The sequence below is a fragment of the Paracoccus sp. pheM1 genome (assembly GCF_018499825.1).
Taxonomy (GTDB): domain Bacteria; phylum Pseudomonadota; class Alphaproteobacteria; order Rhodobacterales; family Rhodobacteraceae; genus Paracoccus; species Paracoccus versutus.
Genome location: NZ_JAGXCX010000003.1, coordinates 435,606 through 451,448, shown reverse-complemented (window position 1 = coordinate 451,448; position 15,843 = coordinate 435,606). Strand labels below are relative to the sequence as shown.

Below are 15,843 nucleotides of genomic sequence, written 5' to 3'. Positions count from 1 at the left end.
GAAAGACCATGTCGCAAAGCGAAAACACCCTGACGCCCCCGGCCGAAGTCGAAGCCGCGGGGCAGCACACCAATGCGCGGGTGCTGGCGCAATCCGCAAGCCGCTGGCCCGACCGGCCGCTGCTGCTGCTGGACGGCGAGCGGCTGAGCTATGCGCAGATGCTGGCCGAGGCCGAACGCTATGCCGCGGCGCTTCTGGCGCAGGGGGCGGGGCCGGGCACGCGTATCGGCATCCTGGGGCCGAACTCGGTGGAATACGTCAAGCTGCTTTACGCGGCGGGCATGATCGGGGCCTGCGCCATCACGCTGAACGCCCGCTTCAAGGAGGCGGACCTGGTCTATGCGCTGGACCATGCCGAGGCCGGTTTCCTGTTCATCGGCGGCCAGGCCAAGTCCTTCATGGACTTCCGCGCCATGCTGGTGCGGATCTATCCCGAATTGCAGGGCTGGGACGGCAAGGCGCCGCTGTCGCTTGCGGCCGCGCCGCATCTGCGCCGCCTGTTCAACTTCGGCGACCCCGACGAGACGGCCTGGCCAGACGAGGCCGCCTTCCTGGCTGCCGCGACGCCCGCGCATCTGGACCAGGCCCGGCGGCTGCGCGACGAGATCCCGTCGCAAAGCGATGCGCTGATCATCTATTCCTCGGGCACGACGGCGCATCCCAAGGCCTGCATCCTGAGCCACCGCAACCTGTCGCAGATCGGCATGTCCTTTGCCCGGCGCTTCCGGCTGGGCCCCGAGGACGTGGTCTACAACCCGATGCCGTTCTTCCACATGTCCTCGATGCTGCCGATGGCCGCCTGCCGGGCCGCGGGCGCGATGCAGATCTGCACCGGCCATTTCAAGCCGCACGAGGCGCTGCGCCAGATGCAGGACGAGCGGGCGACATTCGCCTATGTGTCCTTCCCCACCATCGTCGGCGGCATCCTGAACGATCCGGGCTTTGCCGAGGCCGACCTGTCCTCGGTCCGGCTGTTGCATTGCGTGGGGCCGGCGGACCTGTTGCGGCGCTATGCCGACAGCCTGCCGGGGGTGCGCTTCGTCAATGCCTACGGGCTGACCGAGGGCAGCGGCGTTCCGGTCTGGTCCGATCCCTGGGATCCGGCGGACGATCCCTTCACCCATTCCGGCAAGGCCTTCGACGGGCTCGAGATCGCCGCCTTCGACCCCGAGACCGACCGGCGCCTGCCGCCCGACACCCGCGGCGAATTGCGGCTGCGCGGCTTTTGCCGGTTCAGCGGCTATCTCAAGGACGAGGCGGCGACGGCGCAGGTGCTGCGCGCGGACGGCTGGCTTTGCACCGGCGATCTTGGCTATGTCGATGCCGGGGGGATCGTCACCTATGACGGCCGGCTCAAGGACATGCTGAAGATCGGCGGCGAGAACGTCGCCGCGCTGGAGATCGAAAGCTATCTCTGCACCCATCCGGACATCGAGCTGGCCCAGGTCATCGCCGTGCCCGACGGCCATCTGTTCGAGGTCGCGGCGGCCTATGTCGAGCTGCGGCCCGGCGCGCGGCTGACGGCGGCGGAGGTGGTGGATTACTGCCTGGGCCGCATCGCCAGCTACAAGGTGCCGCGCTATGTGCGCTTCGTGACCGAATGGCCGATGTCCACCACCAAGATCCAGAAGTTCCGGCTGTCGCGCGAATTCGCGGCCGAGGAATATTTCGACATCAAGCAGATGATGGCCGCGCGCCGCTCGGCCTGCATCGCTGGCTGACGGCTGGCCGTCCCACCCTTGCGCATAAAAAAGGCCCCGGTCCATCGGATCGGGGCCTTGAAGTGCCGTCGGGCGCGATGTGCGGCCCGCCGGCGGAGGGAACTATTGCGCGGCGGCGCGGGCGGCCTTCGCGGCCTGCACGGCGCCTGCGATCTCGGCATTGGTGGGGTTGCGGCGCAGCGTCAGCCCGCCGTTGACCTGCAGGTTCTCGCCGGTCAGGAAACAGGCATCGGTGCAAAGCCAGGCGATCGCTTCGGCCGTGTCCTCAAGCGTGCCCACGCGGCCCAGCGGGTATTCCCGCGCGAATGCGCCGACCACCGCATCGTTCCTTGCCGCGCGGCCGGTCATGGGCGAGGCGGTAAAGCCCGGCGAGACCGAATTGGCCCGGATGCCGCGCGCGCCGAACTCGTTGGCGATGCAGCGGATGACGTGGTCCATCCCGGCCTTGGTGCCCATATAGGCGGCGTGGTCGTCCATCATGATCCGCGCCGTGGCCGAAGAAACCTGGACGATCGACCCGCCATCCGCCATCCGCCGCAGCATGGACTGGAAGAACTCGAACGGGCCGATGAATTGCAGCCGCGTCATCTGCTCAAGCTCGTCGCGCGTGGTGTCGAGGAAGGGCACCAGCAGCCCCCAGCCGGTGCAGTTCACGGCGATGTCGATGCCGCCCATCCGCGCCAGGGCCGCCTCGGCCAGGGCCTCGTTGTCCTGGGTCCGGGTGATGTCGGCGGTGACGGCATGGCCGCCGATCTCGGCCGCCAGTTCCGCCAGCACGTCCTGGTGGCGGCCGGCGACGGTGACTTGCGCGCCCTCGGCGGCAAAGCGGCGGGCCAGCACCTGGCCCAGATTGTCCTTGCCGGCGGCGCCGATGATCACGGCGCGCTTTCCCTCGAGTCTAGGCATTCGCTCTCCCCTGGTTTGCGATGGCTGTTTCGCGGTTGCGGACCAGGTTCAGGAAACGGTCCAGATCGCCCGCGAATTGCGAGTTGTTGTCGCCGACGACCATGTGTCCGGCATCGTCGACGTGCCAGACCAGCGCCTCGGGCGCGCTGCGGCGAAAGGCGGCCTCGGCCTCGTCCGTGACCAGGTTGCTGTCCAGCCCGCGCAGCAGCAGGACCGGGCAGGTGATGTTGCGCAGGTCGCGGTCCAGCCGCTGCGCCAGGTCCGGCGTCAGCCGCCCGTGGCGCCTGCCGCGCACGAAGGCCGGATCCCAATGCCAGACCAGCCGCCCGTCGTCGCGCCTGCGCAGATAGCGCGCCAGCCCCGAGGCCTGGCCGGCCGGGCGCGGCGCCTGCTTGCGATAGGCCGAGACGGCGCGCGATGCCTCGTCCAGGTCGGCAAAGCCCTGGTCCAGGTGGCTGCCCATGAAGCCCAGCACCTCGGCCACGCCGGTCTTGTCCACCTGCGGCACCACATCGACCAGCACCAGCGCGCGGAACAGTTCGGGCGCATAGCGGCCGACCGCGGCCAGCGCCGCGTTGCCGCCCAGAGAGGCGCCGACGTGATAGATGCCGCCGCCCAGTTGCTGCGCGACCTCGGCAATGTCGCGGCCATAGCGTTCCAGGCTGTAGTCCCCGGCCGGATCCCAATCGCTGGCGCCATGGCCGCGCAGGTCCAGCGCGACGGTGCGCCAGCCCTTTTCCGCCTGCGCCTGCGCGACGCCGCGCCAGGAATAGCGGGTCTGCCCGCCGCCATGGGCCAGCAGGATGGTGGGCCCCGCGCCATAGCTTTCCGCCTCCAGGCGCAGCCCGTCCGATGTGCGGAACTCGAGGATCTCGGGCTTTGTCATGGCAGGGTCTCCGGCAGGTCGCGGTCGAGCCAGGCGATGCCGCGCCCGATCAGCCGGTGGAACACCGGCAGGATCCAGGCGCCGCGCTCGACGAAGGGATAGGTGTCGGCCAGGGGCTGCATGTCATAGCGCCCCCTGGCATGGCCGGGGGTCAGATACAGCACGCCGCCCTTGCCGCGCGGGCGCAGGTAAAAGCTCTGATGCTGCCCCTTGGGCCAGTCGCGGGTCTGAAACAGCGCTGTCTCGCCCTGGAACTCCGAGGCCAGCAAGACCAGGTTCCCCTCGGCATGGCGCTGGAGATAATGCTCGTCCTCCAGGAAGAATGCCTCGATCCCTTCGGTCAGCGGATGGACCCCGACAGGGCGGATGCGATAGCGGCCGGGCACCGGATGGGCCAGGAACTGGCTGCCCAGCAGGTCGAACAGCAGCGGTTCCATCGCCGGGGTCAGCACCTTGCCGTCGGGCCGGATCTGGATGGCCGAGTTCGTGCCGTGCAGCGCGAACCAGCGCCCGCCGCGCCCCACCCAATCGGCCAGCGCCGCGGTCTGCGCCGCGTCGGGCAAAAGCGCGGCGGTATAGGTGATCAGCGCATCGCAACGCTCCAGCGCGTCCAGGTCGGAATAGTCGTGGCGCAGATCGACGCGCAGATGCTCGCGCCGGGCCAGGTGCGCCAGCAGTTCCAGCCGGACGAAGTCGAGGTCGTGGTAAAGCCCGCCGACCACCAGCAGAACCCGGCGCATGGGGCGCATCGCCTAAGCCCCCCGCCGATAGACCATGTCGGTCGAGACAAAGGAAAACACCGTCTCGCCGTCCTGGTTGGTCAGCGCGTGGCGCAGCGTCGCCAGCCCCACGGTGGGCCGCGAGGCCGAGGGGCGCAGCGCCTCGATGCGGGAATGCGCCACGATCCGGTCGCCCGGCCGCACCGCGCGCGACCAGCGCACATTGTCCCAGGCGATGCCGCAGACCCAGGCGATGTCGCCATTCACCTCGTGATCCAGGATGCGCCACAGGCAGGCGGTGTAAAGTCCGCTGGCGATCACGCCGCCGAACAGCGACTGGTCCGCGGTTTCCGGGTCCATGTGAAAGAATTGCGGGTCGTAGCGCGTGGCGAACGCGATCATCGGCTGTTCTTCGACCAGCATCTCGCGCGAGCGGGTTTCCTCGCCCAGGGTCAGGTCTTCCCAGCGGCGCGGGGGCTTGGCGTCACGATCCGACATAGGATTCCAGCACGTGATGGAAATGGCGGATGCGCAGTTCCTGGTCGCCGATCCACAGCCCGCCGAAACTGTCCGAGTTCATCCCCGCCTGCACCCCCGGCAGGTTGTAGGCGTCCTGGTCCAGCACCAGGCCCAGCGATTTCTCGCCATGCCTGAACTGTTCGTGGCGCGGCTTTTTCGGGCGCGGCTCGTCCTTCTTCAGCAGTTTGAAGATGAACAGGTCGAAGAACATCTTGTTGGGATCGGTCGGATGCGGGCGCTGGCGGAACAGCATCAGGTCGTCGGCATGGGTGTTCAGCGTCAGGTTCGGGAAGATGTTGTAGTGGTAATCGTCCGTCAGCTGGTCGTCGTTCAAGTCGCTGTAATCCAGCCCCATCTCGGGGCCGTGCTTGCGCTTGAAGGCTTGCAGCGCCTTGCGCACCTCGGTCACGCGGCCGTCGAAATCGGCGGGGTTCATGCCCGCCTCTTTCATCGCGTGCTTGATGAGATGCGGGATCTCGGTGGTTTCCTCGACCCGGTGCGAGATGGTCGAGAAGGGCACCAGATAGCGGTTGTGCCTGCCGTAGCAGTCGATCTGGACGTCCTTGTCCTCGATGAAATACAGCAATTCCGGGTGGATGCCCTGCACGTGATAGGATTCGTTGAAGGCATCGACCGAGGTCTTCCAGTTGCAGTCCCATTCCACGGTCATGTCGGCGACCTTGACCATGCGCTCGAAGTGATAGGGTTCCAGGTGCTCGGGCAGGGGCGCAAGATAGTCCAGCAGCGGCTCGGCCTCGGGGTCCAGCGAGAACCAGACGAAGCTGTTCCAGCTGTCGCATTTCACCTCGCGCAGGCCCTTGCAGGGCGGCGCGCCCTGCGGGAAGGTCTCGAGGTCGGGGATGTTCTCGAACGCGCCGTCCAGCCCGTATTCCCAGAAGTGATACTGGCACTTGAAACTGGTCGCGTTGCCTTCGCCGACCATGATGCGGTTTCCGCGGTGCAGGCAGACGTTGTAGAAGCCGCGCACCGACATGTCCTTTTGCCGGACCAGGATGATCTCTTCCTTGCCGATGGTGGTGACGTGGTAGTCGCCGGGATTCGGGATGTCGTCCGTCCGGCAGCCCAGCAGCCAGACCTTGGTCCACATGCGTTCCCATTCCAGGCGCATGTATTCGGCCGAGGTATAGCGTTCCTTGGGGATCATCGCCGTGCCGAAATCGGGTTTCGCGGCAGGCGCGGCCGGCGTGCGGGTGAAATCGGTCGGCTTGATGCGTTCGATGGCCATGAAAGGAACCTTCCTGAGATTCAAAACGGGACGCGCTTGGAAAAGCCGCCGTCCACCAGCAGATGCGATCCGTTGCACCAGGACGCGGCCGGGCTTGCCAGGAACACGGCCGAGCGCGCGATCTCCTCGGCGGTGCCCATGCGCCGGGTGGGCTGCTGGCGGACGGCGTTGTCATAGATGCGCGACCGCGCGACGCGGATCATTTCCCAGTTTGAGCCCTTGAACATGGTGGGGCCGGGCGACAGGCAGTTGACGCGGATGCCCTCGGGGGCAAGCTGCTGGGAAAGCTGCTTGGACCAGGTGACGAGCGCCGCCTTGATGGCGTTATAGGCCATGGGCGCGACGAAGGTCTCGGACGCGGCCATGGTCGCCAGGATCAGGATCGAGGGGCTTTGCGACCGGCGCAGGGCGGGCAACGCCTCTTCGACGCCGCGGACGGCGGACATCAGGTCGATCTCGAAATTGCGATACCAGTAGCGTTCCTCGTCCGTGCCGCCGCCGGCGGACAGCGAGGCGATGAAGATGTCGAGCCCGCCCAGGGCCTCGACCGAGTTCCTCATCCAGTTGCGCATGGCCTCGCCGTCGCGGCCCTGGACGGTTTCGCCATGGAAACGGACTCCGGCGGCGTCCATCTGTCGGCGCAGCGATTCGATGCGCTCGGGCGCGCGGCCGCAGGTGGCAAGGGCGCAGCCTTCCTCGGCCAGGACATGCACGATCGCATTGCCGATTCCCCGAGTTCCCCCGGTCACTGCCGCCTTCAGGCCCTTCAACCGCAGATCCATTGCGCTCTCCGCTGACGTTCTTCGCTTGCTGCCGGAATATTACATGCCCGCTTGCGAAAAACAATAACAATACTTTTCTTGTATAATGAATCATTGCTATTGTATATTCAATCAAGCGGAAGTTGCTTGGCATAGCCTTGGGCAGAGGAACCATGACCCTACAGACAGACATGCAAGAACTCGACATATGCGCCACCGATGCGACGGTCGGCCAAGGCCGGATCGACTGCCGGGGCGTGCTTTCGGGCATCCGGGTGCTGGACCTGACGCGGGTCGTGGCCGGACCCCTGGCGGCGCAGACCCTGGCCGACCTGGGCGCCGACGTCATCAAGATCGAGCGCGTGGGCGATGGCGACGACCTGCGCACCCTGGGCCCGCCCTGGGTCGAGGGCCGCCCCGGCGCGCCCGAGCAATCGACCTATTTCCAGATGGTCAACCGCAACAAGCGCTCGATCGGGCTGGACTTCTCGCGCCCGCAGGGGGCCGCGCTTCTGCGCCGGCTTGCCGCCGAATCGGACGTGTTCATCGAGAATTTCCGCACCGGCACCCTGGCGCGATACGGGCTGGGCTACGAGGATCTGCGCAAGCTCAACCCCCGGCTGATCTATTGCTCGATCACCGGCTTCGGGCAGACCGGGCCCTATAACGACCGCTCGGGCTATGACTACCTGGTGCAGGCCATGGGCGGGCAGATGGCCGTCACCGGCCAGCCCGAGGCGGATGGCGGCATCCCGACCCGCGTGGGCGTGCCCATCGCCGACATCACCGCCGGCAACAATGCCGCCATCGCCATCCTTGCGGCCTTGCTGCATCGCCAGAACGGCGGGCAGGGCCAGCATATCGACATCGCGCTGTTCGACAGCCAGGTGGCGCTGCTGATGAACAATATCGGCTCGTGGCTGAACGCGCGCGCACCGCTGCCCCGCACCGGCAACGAGCATCCGACCGCGGTGCCGAACGGCGTCTTCGAATGCGCCGACGGCTTCATCCTGATCGCGACCTTCAACGACCGCGAGTTCGCCCGGCTGGCTGGCGCATTGGGCCACCCGGAATGGGCCGAGGATCCGCGCTTCCTGCGCTCGCGCGACCGGCTGGAGAACCGCGTGGCGCTGACGGCCGAGATGAACGCGGTGCTGTCCACCAACCTGCGCGCGCATTGGATGGAAAGGATCCTTGCCGCCAAGGTCTCTTGCGGGCCGATCAACGAGATGCCCGACATCGAAGAGGATCCCCAGCTCCAGGCGCGCGGCATGTTCGTGACCATGGAGCATCCCGTCACCGGCACCGTGCGTCTGGTCGGCAGCCCGCTGCGGCTGTCCGAGACGCCGGTGAGCTATCGCTCGGCCCCCCCGCTTGCCGGAGAGCATAGCGACGAGGTGCTGCGGCAATGCCTCTCGCTTTCCGCCGAGGAGTTGGAGAAGCTGCGCGACGAAGCGATCATCTGAGGGCAGGCATGGCATCACCATCCACAGCGTCTTTGGGCCCCGAGGCCGAATATCTGCAAGCCCTGCGCGATGGCCGCTTCTGCTATCAGCGCACGGCCGAGGGGCGGGCGGTCTTTCCGCCCCGCCTAGCCGCGCCCGGCGACGGGGCGGCGCTGGAATGGGCGCAATCCTCGGGTCGGGGCCGGGTCCATGCCGTGACCGAGCAGCCGCAAAAGCCGCCCGCGCCCAGCCGCATCATCGCCATCGTCGAGATGGACGAGGGTTTCCGCCTGCTGTCGCGGATCCAGGCCGTGGCCCCGGTCGCGATCGGCCAGCGCCTGCGCGCGGTGATCGCCGGCGAAAGCGAGCCGCCGCATGTGTTCTTCGTGCCGCAAGGGGAACAGGATGAAGGATAAGGCCTTTCCGCGCGCCGCCTGCGCCATCGCCGGGGCCGCCACCTTCGGCATCGGCCTGTGCGAGGGCTACAGCGCGCTCGAGATGACCGCCAGGGCCGGGCTTCTGGCGCTCGAGGATGCGGGCCTGGGCCTTGCCGACGTGGACGGGCTTTTCACCTGCCTGCCCGAGGATCTGCTGGGCGGGCTGGCGGTTGCGGAATATCTGGGTGTCGGCGCCCGGTTCGTGGACAACAACCGCACCGGCGGCTCGTCCTTTCTGAACCACCTGATGACGGCCTGCTTCATGATCTCGGCCGGATACATGGACACGGCGCTGATCTGCTATGGCTCGAACCAGCGCACGGCGGCGGGACGGCTGGTCTCGGCCCTGCGCGGCTCGGTCTACGAGGCGCCGCATGGCGCGCGCATGCCCATCGGTGGCTATGCGCTGGCCGCCAGCCGCCACATGCACGACTATGGCACCACCAGGGAGCAGTTGGGCGCGGTGGCGCTGGCCGCGCGCGCCTGGGCGCAGCTGAACCCCGAGGCATTCCGGCGCGAGCCGCTGGACATGCAGGAATACCTGGCCGCGCGTATCGTCTCTTCGCCGCTGGGGGCCTTGGACTGCTGCCTGGTCACGGACGGGGCGGCGGCGGTGGTCGTGACCTCGCGGGCCCGCGCCCGCGACCTGCGCAAGAAGCCGGTGGCGGTGCTGGGCGCCGGGGCCGAGACCACGCACAAGGAAATCGCCGCCATGCCGGATCTTTGCGTCACCGGCGCCAAGCTGTCAGGCCAGCGCGCCTATGCCGCCGCGGGCTACGGCCCCGCCGACATGGACATGGTGCAGCTTTACGACGCCTTTACCATCAACACGATCCTGTTCCTCGAAGACCTGGGCTTTTGCCCCAAGGGCGAGGGCGGCCGCTTCGTGCAGGACGGGGCCATCGCGCCAGGCGGCGCGCTGCCGGTCAACACCAATGGCGGCGGGCTGTCCTGCGTGCATCCGGGCATGTATGGGCTGTTCACGCTGGTCGAGGCCGTGCGCCAGATCCGCGGCGAGGCGGGCGAGCGCCAGCTGGCGGCGGCCGATCTTGCGCTGTGCCACGGCAACGGCGGGGTGCTGTCCTCGCAGACCAGCGTCATCCTGGGCAGCATGGATACGGTCTGAGCCCGCTCGGCCCAGGCGAAAGGACCAACCTCGCGAAAGGACAAGGCCCGCCGGCATGGCGGGCCTTGGTGTTTCAGAAGGTGAACTTCACCACGCCCTGCAGGCGGGTATTGTCGAAGCTCGCCCCGTCGAACTGCTCGCGCTCGACATAGGCGGCCTCGGCCGCCAGCATCACGGATTTCGTCGCGAAGTAGCGATAGGTCACGTGGGTCGAGTTGATTTCCTTGGTATGGCTACCCAGGGCGCCGGCAAAATCGTCGAACCGCTGGAAGCCATGCGCCAGCGAAAGGTCGCTTTTCTCGCCCAGCTTCTGGGTGACGCCCAGCTTCACGCCCTTGGCCTTGACCGGGTCGCCCGCGGCATCGACGTCAAAGGCGTATTTGCCCGCGGTCCCCACTTCCAGCCCCGAGAAGCCGGCGTTGTTCAGCAGGGTCGAGATGCCCTTGCCGCCGATATATTGCGCATGCAGCTTGCCGCCCTGCCAGGCTTCGTAATCGGCGCCGATGGCATAGCCGAAGCCGGTGACGTCGCCGAAGCTGCTGGTCTCCAGCCCGCGCGAGATCGCGCCCATGCCGATCTTCAGCGGCCCGTTGGCATAGCCCGCGAAACCGGACACGGCGACGCGCGAGGCGGTGCCGGGCGCGTAATCCTCTTCCAGAGCGACGGCGAAGCGCCACTGGTCGTTGGGCCGGAAGGTATAGCGGACCTGCGGCGTGCGGTAATAGCTGCCGCCCGCCAGGCCGTTGAAGTCCTGCACCGCGGCGGGGCCGCCTTCGGCCGGCACCCAGTTGGTCCAGGTCTGGCCCGCCAGCAGCGGCCCGACCTCGCCATAGGCGTGGCGCAGGCGGAAATTGCCGCCGCTGCCGAAGAAGTCTCCTTCGAGCGTAAGCTTCACCTCGCCGATGTCGGTGTCGATGCTGGCGCGCAGGCCCAGCCGGCTTTCATAGGCATGGGCATTCGAGCCCGAACCCTCCAGCGGGCTGCCGGCCGTCACCCCGGCCATGGCCCCGGTGGTCGCGCCCAGATCGTAGTTGTTGTCCGTGATGAGGTCGAGTTTCGTATACCCGTAAAACGTCAGTTTTACACCGGGCGCCAGGGTCAACTGGCCGCTTTCGGCCTGGCGGTTCTCCAGCGCGGCGATGCGTGCCTCCAGAACCGTCAGATCCTGCGCGGCTGCCGCGCCTGTCCCTCCGATCAGGACTGCCGCGGCCATCTGGCTGACGGAGCCGATCTTTCCCTTGATTTTCATTCCATTCCTCCCAAACCGTCCTTGCCTGGACATGGCGGTGTCGTCGATCCGCTGGAACGGTCACGCCCGGATTGCGGGCGGCGGTCCTTTGTCGAATCTGCTCAGTTACGCATACAAATATTCATATTGCGCATACTGAAACTGACAAAAATGTGTTCAACGGGCAAGGATTATTTGCAGGACGAATGAGAATTATTGATGTTATTTCAATTGGTTGAGTGAAATGGAACGACCAGGCAGGCCGCGTTTTCACGCAGCCTGCATCAAGTTCCAGGGTCCGGTTTCGGACCCTTCAGTTCATCTCGATGGCCAGGGCGATGCCCTGTCCGCCGCCGATGCACATCGTCACCAGGCCGCGGCGCCCGCCGATGCGCTTGAGTTCGTTGATCGCCTTGACCAGCAGGATGCTGCCCGTCGCGCCGACCGGATGGCCCAGGGCGATGGCGCCGCCGTTGGGATTGACGCGGGCCGGGTCCAGGTCCAGCGCCCGCGTCACCGCAACCGCCTGGGCGGCAAAGGCTTCGTTCGATTCGATCACGTCGAAATCGGTGGCCTTCAGCCCGGTGCGCTCAAGCAATTGCCGGACCGCCGGGACCGGGCCGATGCCCATCACCTCGGGCCGCACCCCGGCGATCGCATGGTCCAGGATGCGCGCGATCGGCGTCAGGCCCAGCCTTTCGGCCGCATCCGCGCGGGCCAGGACCAAGGCCGCCGCGCCGTCGTTGATGCCCGAGGCATTGCCGGCCGTGACCGAGCCGTCCTTGCGGAACACCGGCTTCAGCTGCTCCAGCGCGGCCAGCGAGGTTTCCTTGGGGTGTTCGTCGCGGTCGAACAGCTCTACCCCGCGCCGGCTCTGCAGCTCGACGGGCACGATCTGGTCCCTGAAATGGCCCGCGGCGATGGCCCGTGCCGCGCGCTGCTGGCTTTCCAGCGCGAAAGCATCCTGATCGGTGCGCGAGACGCCATGCTCGGCCGCGACGTTCTCGGCGGTGATGCCCATATGGCCGGTGCCGAAGGGGCAGCTGAGCGTGCCGACCAGCATGTCCACCATCGCCGCATCGCCCATCTTTTGCCCAAAGCGCGCCGCCTGCACGGCATAGGGCGCCCGCGACATGCATTCGGCGCCGCCAGCCAGCGCGAAATCCGCCTCGCCATGGCGCAGGGCCAGCGTGGCCGAGATCACCGCCTGCACACCCGAGCCGCAAAGCCGGTTCACGTTCAGGGCCGGGGTGGTGTCGGGCACGCCCGCGCCGATGGCGGCAAGGCGGGACAGGTACATGTCCTTCGGCTCGGTATTGATGACATGGCCGAAGACGGTCGTGCCGATCCGGGCGGGCTCGATGCCGGCGCGCTCGATGGCGGCGCGGGCGGCGATGACGCCCAAGGCGTGCGGCGCAAGCCCCGAAAGCGCTCCGCCGAAGCCGCCGATGGCGGTCCGAACCCCGGACAGGATGACGATGTCGTTCATGGATGATCCCTTGTTGCGACCCTTCCGCGGCGATGCAGCAGGGCCGGCTGGCAGAAATTGTGTATGTATCAACTACCATATGAATACATAGAATCAATGAAAAATATTATATAGCTGCGGCGCAGAAGCTGCTGTTGCTGCAGGATCGCTCCGATAATTGTATTTTTATAAGAGAAGTTTGTATATATATCTTGCCCAGCCGCGCCGGCCATGGCAATCAGGGCGCGGCAGGAGGGGCTTTCCAGCCCGCCGCCATTGCGGGCTTTTGCAAGGAGTTGCGATGACCGAACCTCTTCGACTGCATCTCGACGCCGCGCTGGGGCGCATCGTCTTCGACCGGCCCCAGGCGCTCAATGCCATCGACCAGGCCACCGCGCGCGCCTTCGAGGCCGCCGTCGCCCAGGCCCTGGACGCGGGGGTGCGGGTGCTGACGCTTTCGGGCAACGGCCGGGCCTTCATGGCGGGGGGTGATCTTGCCGCCTTCCGCCGGGCCGAGGATCGCGCCGCCGAGGCCGAGGCGATCATCGCGCCGATGAACCGCGCCCTGGCGCGGCTGGCCGAATCGGATGCGCTGACCGTCGCGCTTCTGCACGGGCCGGTCGCGGGGGCGGGCCTGTCCCTGGCCCTGGCGGCCGATCTTGCGCTGGCCGCCGAATCGGCGGTGCTGAGCTTTGCCTATCTGGGGGTCGGTGCGCCGGCGGATTGCGGCATCACCTGGGCCTTGCCCCGCATCGTCGGGCTGCGCCGCGCCGCCTGGATCGCCTTGGAAGGCAGCGCCGTGCCGGCCGGGCAGGCGCTGGACTGGGGGCTGGTGAACCGCGTCGTCCCCGACGCGGCGCTGCAAGAAGAAGGTGCAAGGCTTGCCGCGCGCCTCGCCGGCCTTGCCCTCGGTGCCTCGGGCGCGCTCAAGCATCTGCTGTGCGACAGTTTCGGGCGAGATTACGCCGCGACGCTGGAGGCCGAGAAACAGGCCTTCAAGACCTGTGCCGCAACCGCGGATTTCGCCGAGGCGCTTTCTGCCTTTTTCGAGAAACGGCCGGCCCGGTTCACCGGCAACTGAGGGGGAAACAGACATGACCAAGATGATGGCCAGCCAGGCGTTCTGGGCCGGGTTGCCGCGCGACATCGCCTGCGTCGCGGTGATCGGCGCCGGGGCGATGGGGGGCGGCATCGCCGCGCAATTCGCCAATGCCGGGCTGAAGGTCATATTGCTGGACATGCCGGGGCCCGAAGGTGGCGCGCCGGATGCCCCCGCGCAGGCGGGGCTGGCCCGGCAGGTCAGGATCCAGGGCTTCATGGGGCCGGCCGGTCCGGGCCGCGTCGTCACCGGCAATGTCGTCCGCGACCTGCCGCTTCTGGCCGAGGCCGACTGGATCGTCGAGGCGGTGGTCGAGCGCCTGGACATCAAGCGCGACCTTTACGCGCGCATCGACGCGCTGCGCAAACCGGGGTCGATCGTGTCCTCGAACACCTCGACCCTGCTGCATTCGCAACTGGTCGAGGGCATGTCCGACGCCTTCCGCCGCGCCTTCCTGATCACGCATTTCTTCAACCCGCCCCGGCTGATGCCGCTGCTCGAGATCGTCTCGACCCCGGAAACCGATCCGGCGCTGCTGCAGCGCGCGCGGCAGGCGGCCCGGCAACTGCTGGGCAAGACCGTCATCGACTGCCGCGACACGCCCGGCTTCGTGGCCAATCGCATCGGCTGCTTCTGGATGGCCGCCGCCGCGCTGCTGGCGCGCGAACACGGCCTGACCGTGGAACAGGCGGATGCCGTCCACCAGGCGATGGGTATCCCCCGCACCGGCGTCTTCGGGCTTTTCGACCTGATCGGCCTCGACCTGGTGCCGCAGGTCTGGCGCAGCCTGGTCGATGGACTGCCGGCGACGGACCGTTTCCACCGCTATGACATCGCGGCCGATCCGCTGTTTCGCACCCTGGTCGGGCAGGGCCGCTTCGGCCGCAAGTCGGGCGGCGGTTTCTTTCGCAAGACCGAGGCGGGGCTCGAGGCCAGCGACCTTGCGACCGGCGACTGGCGTCCCGCCGCGCCCGTCGCGCCGGGCAAGCTGCCCGGCGGCGGCAAGGACCTGGCGGCGCTGCTGGCCGATCCCGGCCGGCATGGCGGCTATGCCCGCGCCGTGCTGGGCGAGGTGGTGGCCTATGCCGCCGATCACGCCTCCGAAATCGCCGCCGACCCGTCGGATGTCGATGCCGGCATGCAGCTGGGATATGCTTGGCGGCAGGGCCCCTTCGTGCTGGCCGACAGGTGGGGGCTGGACCGGGTGGCGGCGCATCTGCATTCGGCCGGCCTGCCCGTTCCCCCGCTGCTGGCGCAGGCGGCCGAGAAGGGCGGCTTTTATCGCGACGGGCATTTCCTTGCCGCACCCGCCGCCGGCGCGGCGCGGGAGGTGCCGCTGACGGCCGCCGGGCTGCGGGCGCAGGGCAGGGCCATCCTGGGCAACGGTTCGGCTTCGCTGCTGGATGCGGGCGGCGGCATCGGCCTGTTGCAGGTCCACACCAAGATGAACAGCCTGCACCCCGAGGTGCTGGATGTGATCGAAGAGACGCTGCCCCTGCTGGGCGCGCGGCTGCAGGGGCTGGTGATCGGCAATGACGATCCCCGCGCCTTTTCGGCCGGGGCGGACCTGCGCTTCATCCTCTCGCTGATCGAGGGCGGGCGCCGCGACGAACTGGAAGCCTTCATCGACCGCGGCCAGCGCCTGTTCCTGGGCCTGCGCCATGCACCCGCGCCGGTCGTCGCGGCGGTTCACGGCTTTGCGCTGGGCGGCGGTTGCGAGTTGGCGCTGCACGCCGATTGCATCGTCGCCCATGCCGAGGTGCATATGGGCCTGCCCGAGGTGCTGGTCGGCCTGATCCCGGCCTGGGGCGGCTGCACCTGCCTGCTGGCGCGCGGATTGCAGGCCGGGTTGGCTCCCGACGATGCGGCGCGGCGTGCGGCCGCGACGATCTTTGCGGCATCCCAATCCGGCTCGGCCGAAGAGGCGCTTGCGGCGGGCATCCTGCTGCCGCAGGACCGGCTGGTGATGAACCGCGACCTGCTGCTGGCCAGCGCGCACCGGATGGCGGTCGAAATGGCCCGGCAGGGCTATGCTCCGCCCGCGGGACTGGCGGTAACGCTGCCCGACGGGCTCGATCTTTCCGACCTGGCCGGCGAGGGTTCGGATTACGACCGCCATGTGCTGCGGGGCCTGGCCCGCGTCCTGGGCGGCGGCGGCAGCCGCAGCGATGCCGAGAACATGGCGATCGAGCGGCAGGTGCTGTTCGAGCTGGTCGACCGGCCCGAGACGCGGGCGCGGATGGAACACATGCTCGGGACCGGCAAGCCGCTGCGGAACTGAT

The 15,843-nt window shown here is 67.8% G+C and carries 14 protein-coding genes; 6 read left to right on the top strand and 8 right to left on the bottom strand.

The annotated features are described in order from the left end of the window. Positions 1-8: 8 nt before the first annotated feature. A complete protein-coding gene (locus tag KF941_RS24900) occupies positions 9-1,721 on the top strand; it encodes a class I adenylate-forming enzyme family protein (RefSeq protein ID WP_214274898.1) in 1,713 nt (570 codons plus the stop codon). A 102-nt stretch (positions 1,722-1,823) separates the two neighbouring features. Here KF941_RS24900 and KF941_RS24895 read toward each other — a convergent pair whose 3' ends face one another. Genes KF941_RS24895 through KF941_RS24870 form a run of 6 tightly spaced genes read right to left on the bottom strand, consistent with a single transcriptional unit; the run spans position 1,824 to position 6,779 of the window. Continuing rightward, positions 1,824-2,627 carry an SDR family oxidoreductase gene (locus tag KF941_RS24895; protein ID WP_214274897.1) on the bottom strand — a complete coding sequence of 268 codons (804 nt, stop codon included), beginning with the start codon at positions 2,625-2,627 and terminating at the stop codon, positions 1,824-1,826. Then, entirely contained in the window at positions 2,620-3,513 is an 894-nt protein-coding gene (locus KF941_RS24890; protein ID WP_051419585.1) for an alpha/beta hydrolase, read from the bottom strand. Before KF941_RS24890 ends, KF941_RS24895 begins: the two co-directional genes overlap by 8 nt. Further along, a complete protein-coding gene (locus KF941_RS24885) occupies positions 3,510-4,253 on the bottom strand; it encodes a ThuA domain-containing protein (RefSeq protein WP_214274896.1) in 744 nt (247 codons plus the stop codon). The genes KF941_RS24890 and KF941_RS24885 overlap by 4 nt, the downstream gene beginning before the upstream one ends. A 12-nt stretch (positions 4,254-4,265) precedes the next feature. Continuing rightward, the gene (locus tag KF941_RS24880; RefSeq protein WP_214274895.1) at positions 4,266-4,730 is read right to left on the bottom strand and encodes a MaoC/PaaZ C-terminal domain-containing protein; all 465 of its coding nucleotides are present in this window, start codon (positions 4,728-4,730) and stop codon (positions 4,266-4,268) included. Further along, positions 4,717-5,997: an aromatic ring-hydroxylating dioxygenase subunit alpha gene (locus KF941_RS24875; RefSeq protein ID WP_214274894.1), complete on the bottom strand. Its 1,281-nt coding sequence runs from the start codon at positions 5,995-5,997 to the stop codon at positions 4,717-4,719. The genes KF941_RS24880 and KF941_RS24875 overlap by 14 nt, the downstream gene beginning before the upstream one ends. 20 nt (positions 5,998-6,017) lie before the next feature. Continuing rightward, entirely contained in the window at positions 6,018-6,779 is a 762-nt protein-coding gene (locus tag KF941_RS24870) for an SDR family oxidoreductase (RefSeq protein ID WP_214274893.1), read from the bottom strand. 152 nt (positions 6,780-6,931) lie between these two features. Here KF941_RS24870 and KF941_RS24865 point away from each other — a divergent pair, with 152 nt between their 5' ends. Genes KF941_RS24865 through KF941_RS24855 form a run of 3 tightly spaced genes read left to right on the top strand, consistent with a single transcriptional unit; the run spans position 6,932 to position 9,766 of the window. Then, positions 6,932-8,224 carry a CoA transferase gene (locus KF941_RS24865; RefSeq protein WP_231493205.1) on the top strand — a complete coding sequence of 431 codons (1,293 nt, stop codon included), beginning with the start codon at positions 6,932-6,934 and terminating at the stop codon, positions 8,222-8,224. Between the two features lie 8 nt (positions 8,225-8,232). Further along, on the top strand, positions 8,233-8,619 hold the full coding sequence (locus tag KF941_RS24860; RefSeq protein WP_214274892.1) for an OB-fold domain-containing protein: 387 nt from the start codon (positions 8,233-8,235) through the stop codon (positions 8,617-8,619). Beyond that, on the top strand, positions 8,609-9,766 hold the full coding sequence (locus KF941_RS24855; RefSeq protein ID WP_214274891.1) for an acetyl-CoA acetyltransferase: 1,158 nt from the start codon (positions 8,609-8,611) through the stop codon (positions 9,764-9,766). The genes KF941_RS24860 and KF941_RS24855 overlap by 11 nt, the downstream gene beginning before the upstream one ends. 73 nt (positions 9,767-9,839) lie before the next feature. Here the strand turns inward: KF941_RS24855 and KF941_RS24850 are convergent, their stop codons facing one another. Then, on the bottom strand, positions 9,840-11,015 hold the full coding sequence (locus KF941_RS24850; protein ID WP_072463270.1) for a DcaP family trimeric outer membrane transporter: 1,176 nt from the start codon (positions 11,013-11,015) through the stop codon (positions 9,840-9,842). Positions 11,016-11,307: 292 nt separating this feature from the next. After that, a complete protein-coding gene (gene bktB / locus KF941_RS24845) occupies positions 11,308-12,483 on the bottom strand; it encodes a beta-ketothiolase BktB (protein WP_214274890.1) in 1,176 nt (391 codons plus the stop codon). Positions 12,484-12,763: 280 nt separating this feature from the next. Between bktB and KF941_RS24840 the strand changes: the two genes are divergently transcribed. Both KF941_RS24840 and KF941_RS24835 read left to right on the top strand, forming a co-directional pair. Continuing rightward, positions 12,764-13,543, top strand: coding sequence for an enoyl-CoA hydratase-related protein (locus tag KF941_RS24840; protein ID WP_214274889.1), 780 nt, complete (start codon positions 12,764-12,766; stop codon positions 13,541-13,543). A gap of 13 nt (positions 13,544-13,556) precedes the next feature. Then, a complete protein-coding gene (locus KF941_RS24835; protein WP_052096011.1) occupies positions 13,557-15,842 on the top strand; it encodes a 3-hydroxyacyl-CoA dehydrogenase/enoyl-CoA hydratase family protein in 2,286 nt (761 codons plus the stop codon). Position 15,843 lies beyond the last annotated feature (1 nt).

Bases quoted from the DNA above. Each gene is read 5' to 3' on its own strand.
- KF941_RS24890 (WP_051419585.1), bottom strand. From the start codon at position 3,513: ATGACAAAGCCCGAGATCCTCGAGTTCCGCACATCGGACGGGCTGCGC.
- KF941_RS24835 (WP_052096011.1), top strand. From the start codon at position 13,557: ATGACCAAGATGATGGCCAGCCAGGCGTTCTGGGCCGGGTTGCCGCGC.
- KF941_RS24865 (WP_231493205.1), top strand. From the start codon at position 6,932: ATGACCCTACAGACAGACATGCAAGAACTCGACATATGCGCCACCGAT.
- KF941_RS24875 (WP_214274894.1), bottom strand. From the start codon at position 5,997: ATGGCCATCGAACGCATCAAGCCGACCGATTTCACCCGCACGCCGGCC.
- bktB (WP_214274890.1), bottom strand. From the start codon at position 12,483: ATGAACGACATCGTCATCCTGTCCGGGGTTCGGACCGCCATCGGCGGC.
- KF941_RS24900 (WP_214274898.1), top strand. From the start codon at position 9: ATGTCGCAAAGCGAAAACACCCTGACGCCCCCGGCCGAAGTCGAAGCC.
- KF941_RS24885 (WP_214274896.1), bottom strand. From the start codon at position 4,253: ATGCGCCGGGTTCTGCTGGTGGTCGGCGGGCTTTACCACGACCTCGAC.
- KF941_RS24895 (WP_214274897.1), bottom strand. From the start codon at position 2,627: ATGCCTAGACTCGAGGGAAAGCGCGCCGTGATCATCGGCGCCGCCGGC.
- KF941_RS24850 (WP_072463270.1), bottom strand. From the start codon at position 11,015: ATGAAAATCAAGGGAAAGATCGGCTCCGTCAGCCAGATGGCCGCGGCA.
- KF941_RS24855 (WP_214274891.1), top strand. From the start codon at position 8,609: ATGAAGGATAAGGCCTTTCCGCGCGCCGCCTGCGCCATCGCCGGGGCC.
- KF941_RS24840 (WP_214274889.1), top strand. From the start codon at position 12,764: ATGACCGAACCTCTTCGACTGCATCTCGACGCCGCGCTGGGGCGCATC.
- KF941_RS24870 (WP_214274893.1), bottom strand. From the start codon at position 6,779: ATGGATCTGCGGTTGAAGGGCCTGAAGGCGGCAGTGACCGGGGGAACT.
- KF941_RS24880 (WP_214274895.1), bottom strand. From the start codon at position 4,730: ATGTCGGATCGTGACGCCAAGCCCCCGCGCCGCTGGGAAGACCTGACC.
- KF941_RS24860 (WP_214274892.1), top strand. From the start codon at position 8,233: ATGGCATCACCATCCACAGCGTCTTTGGGCCCCGAGGCCGAATATCTG.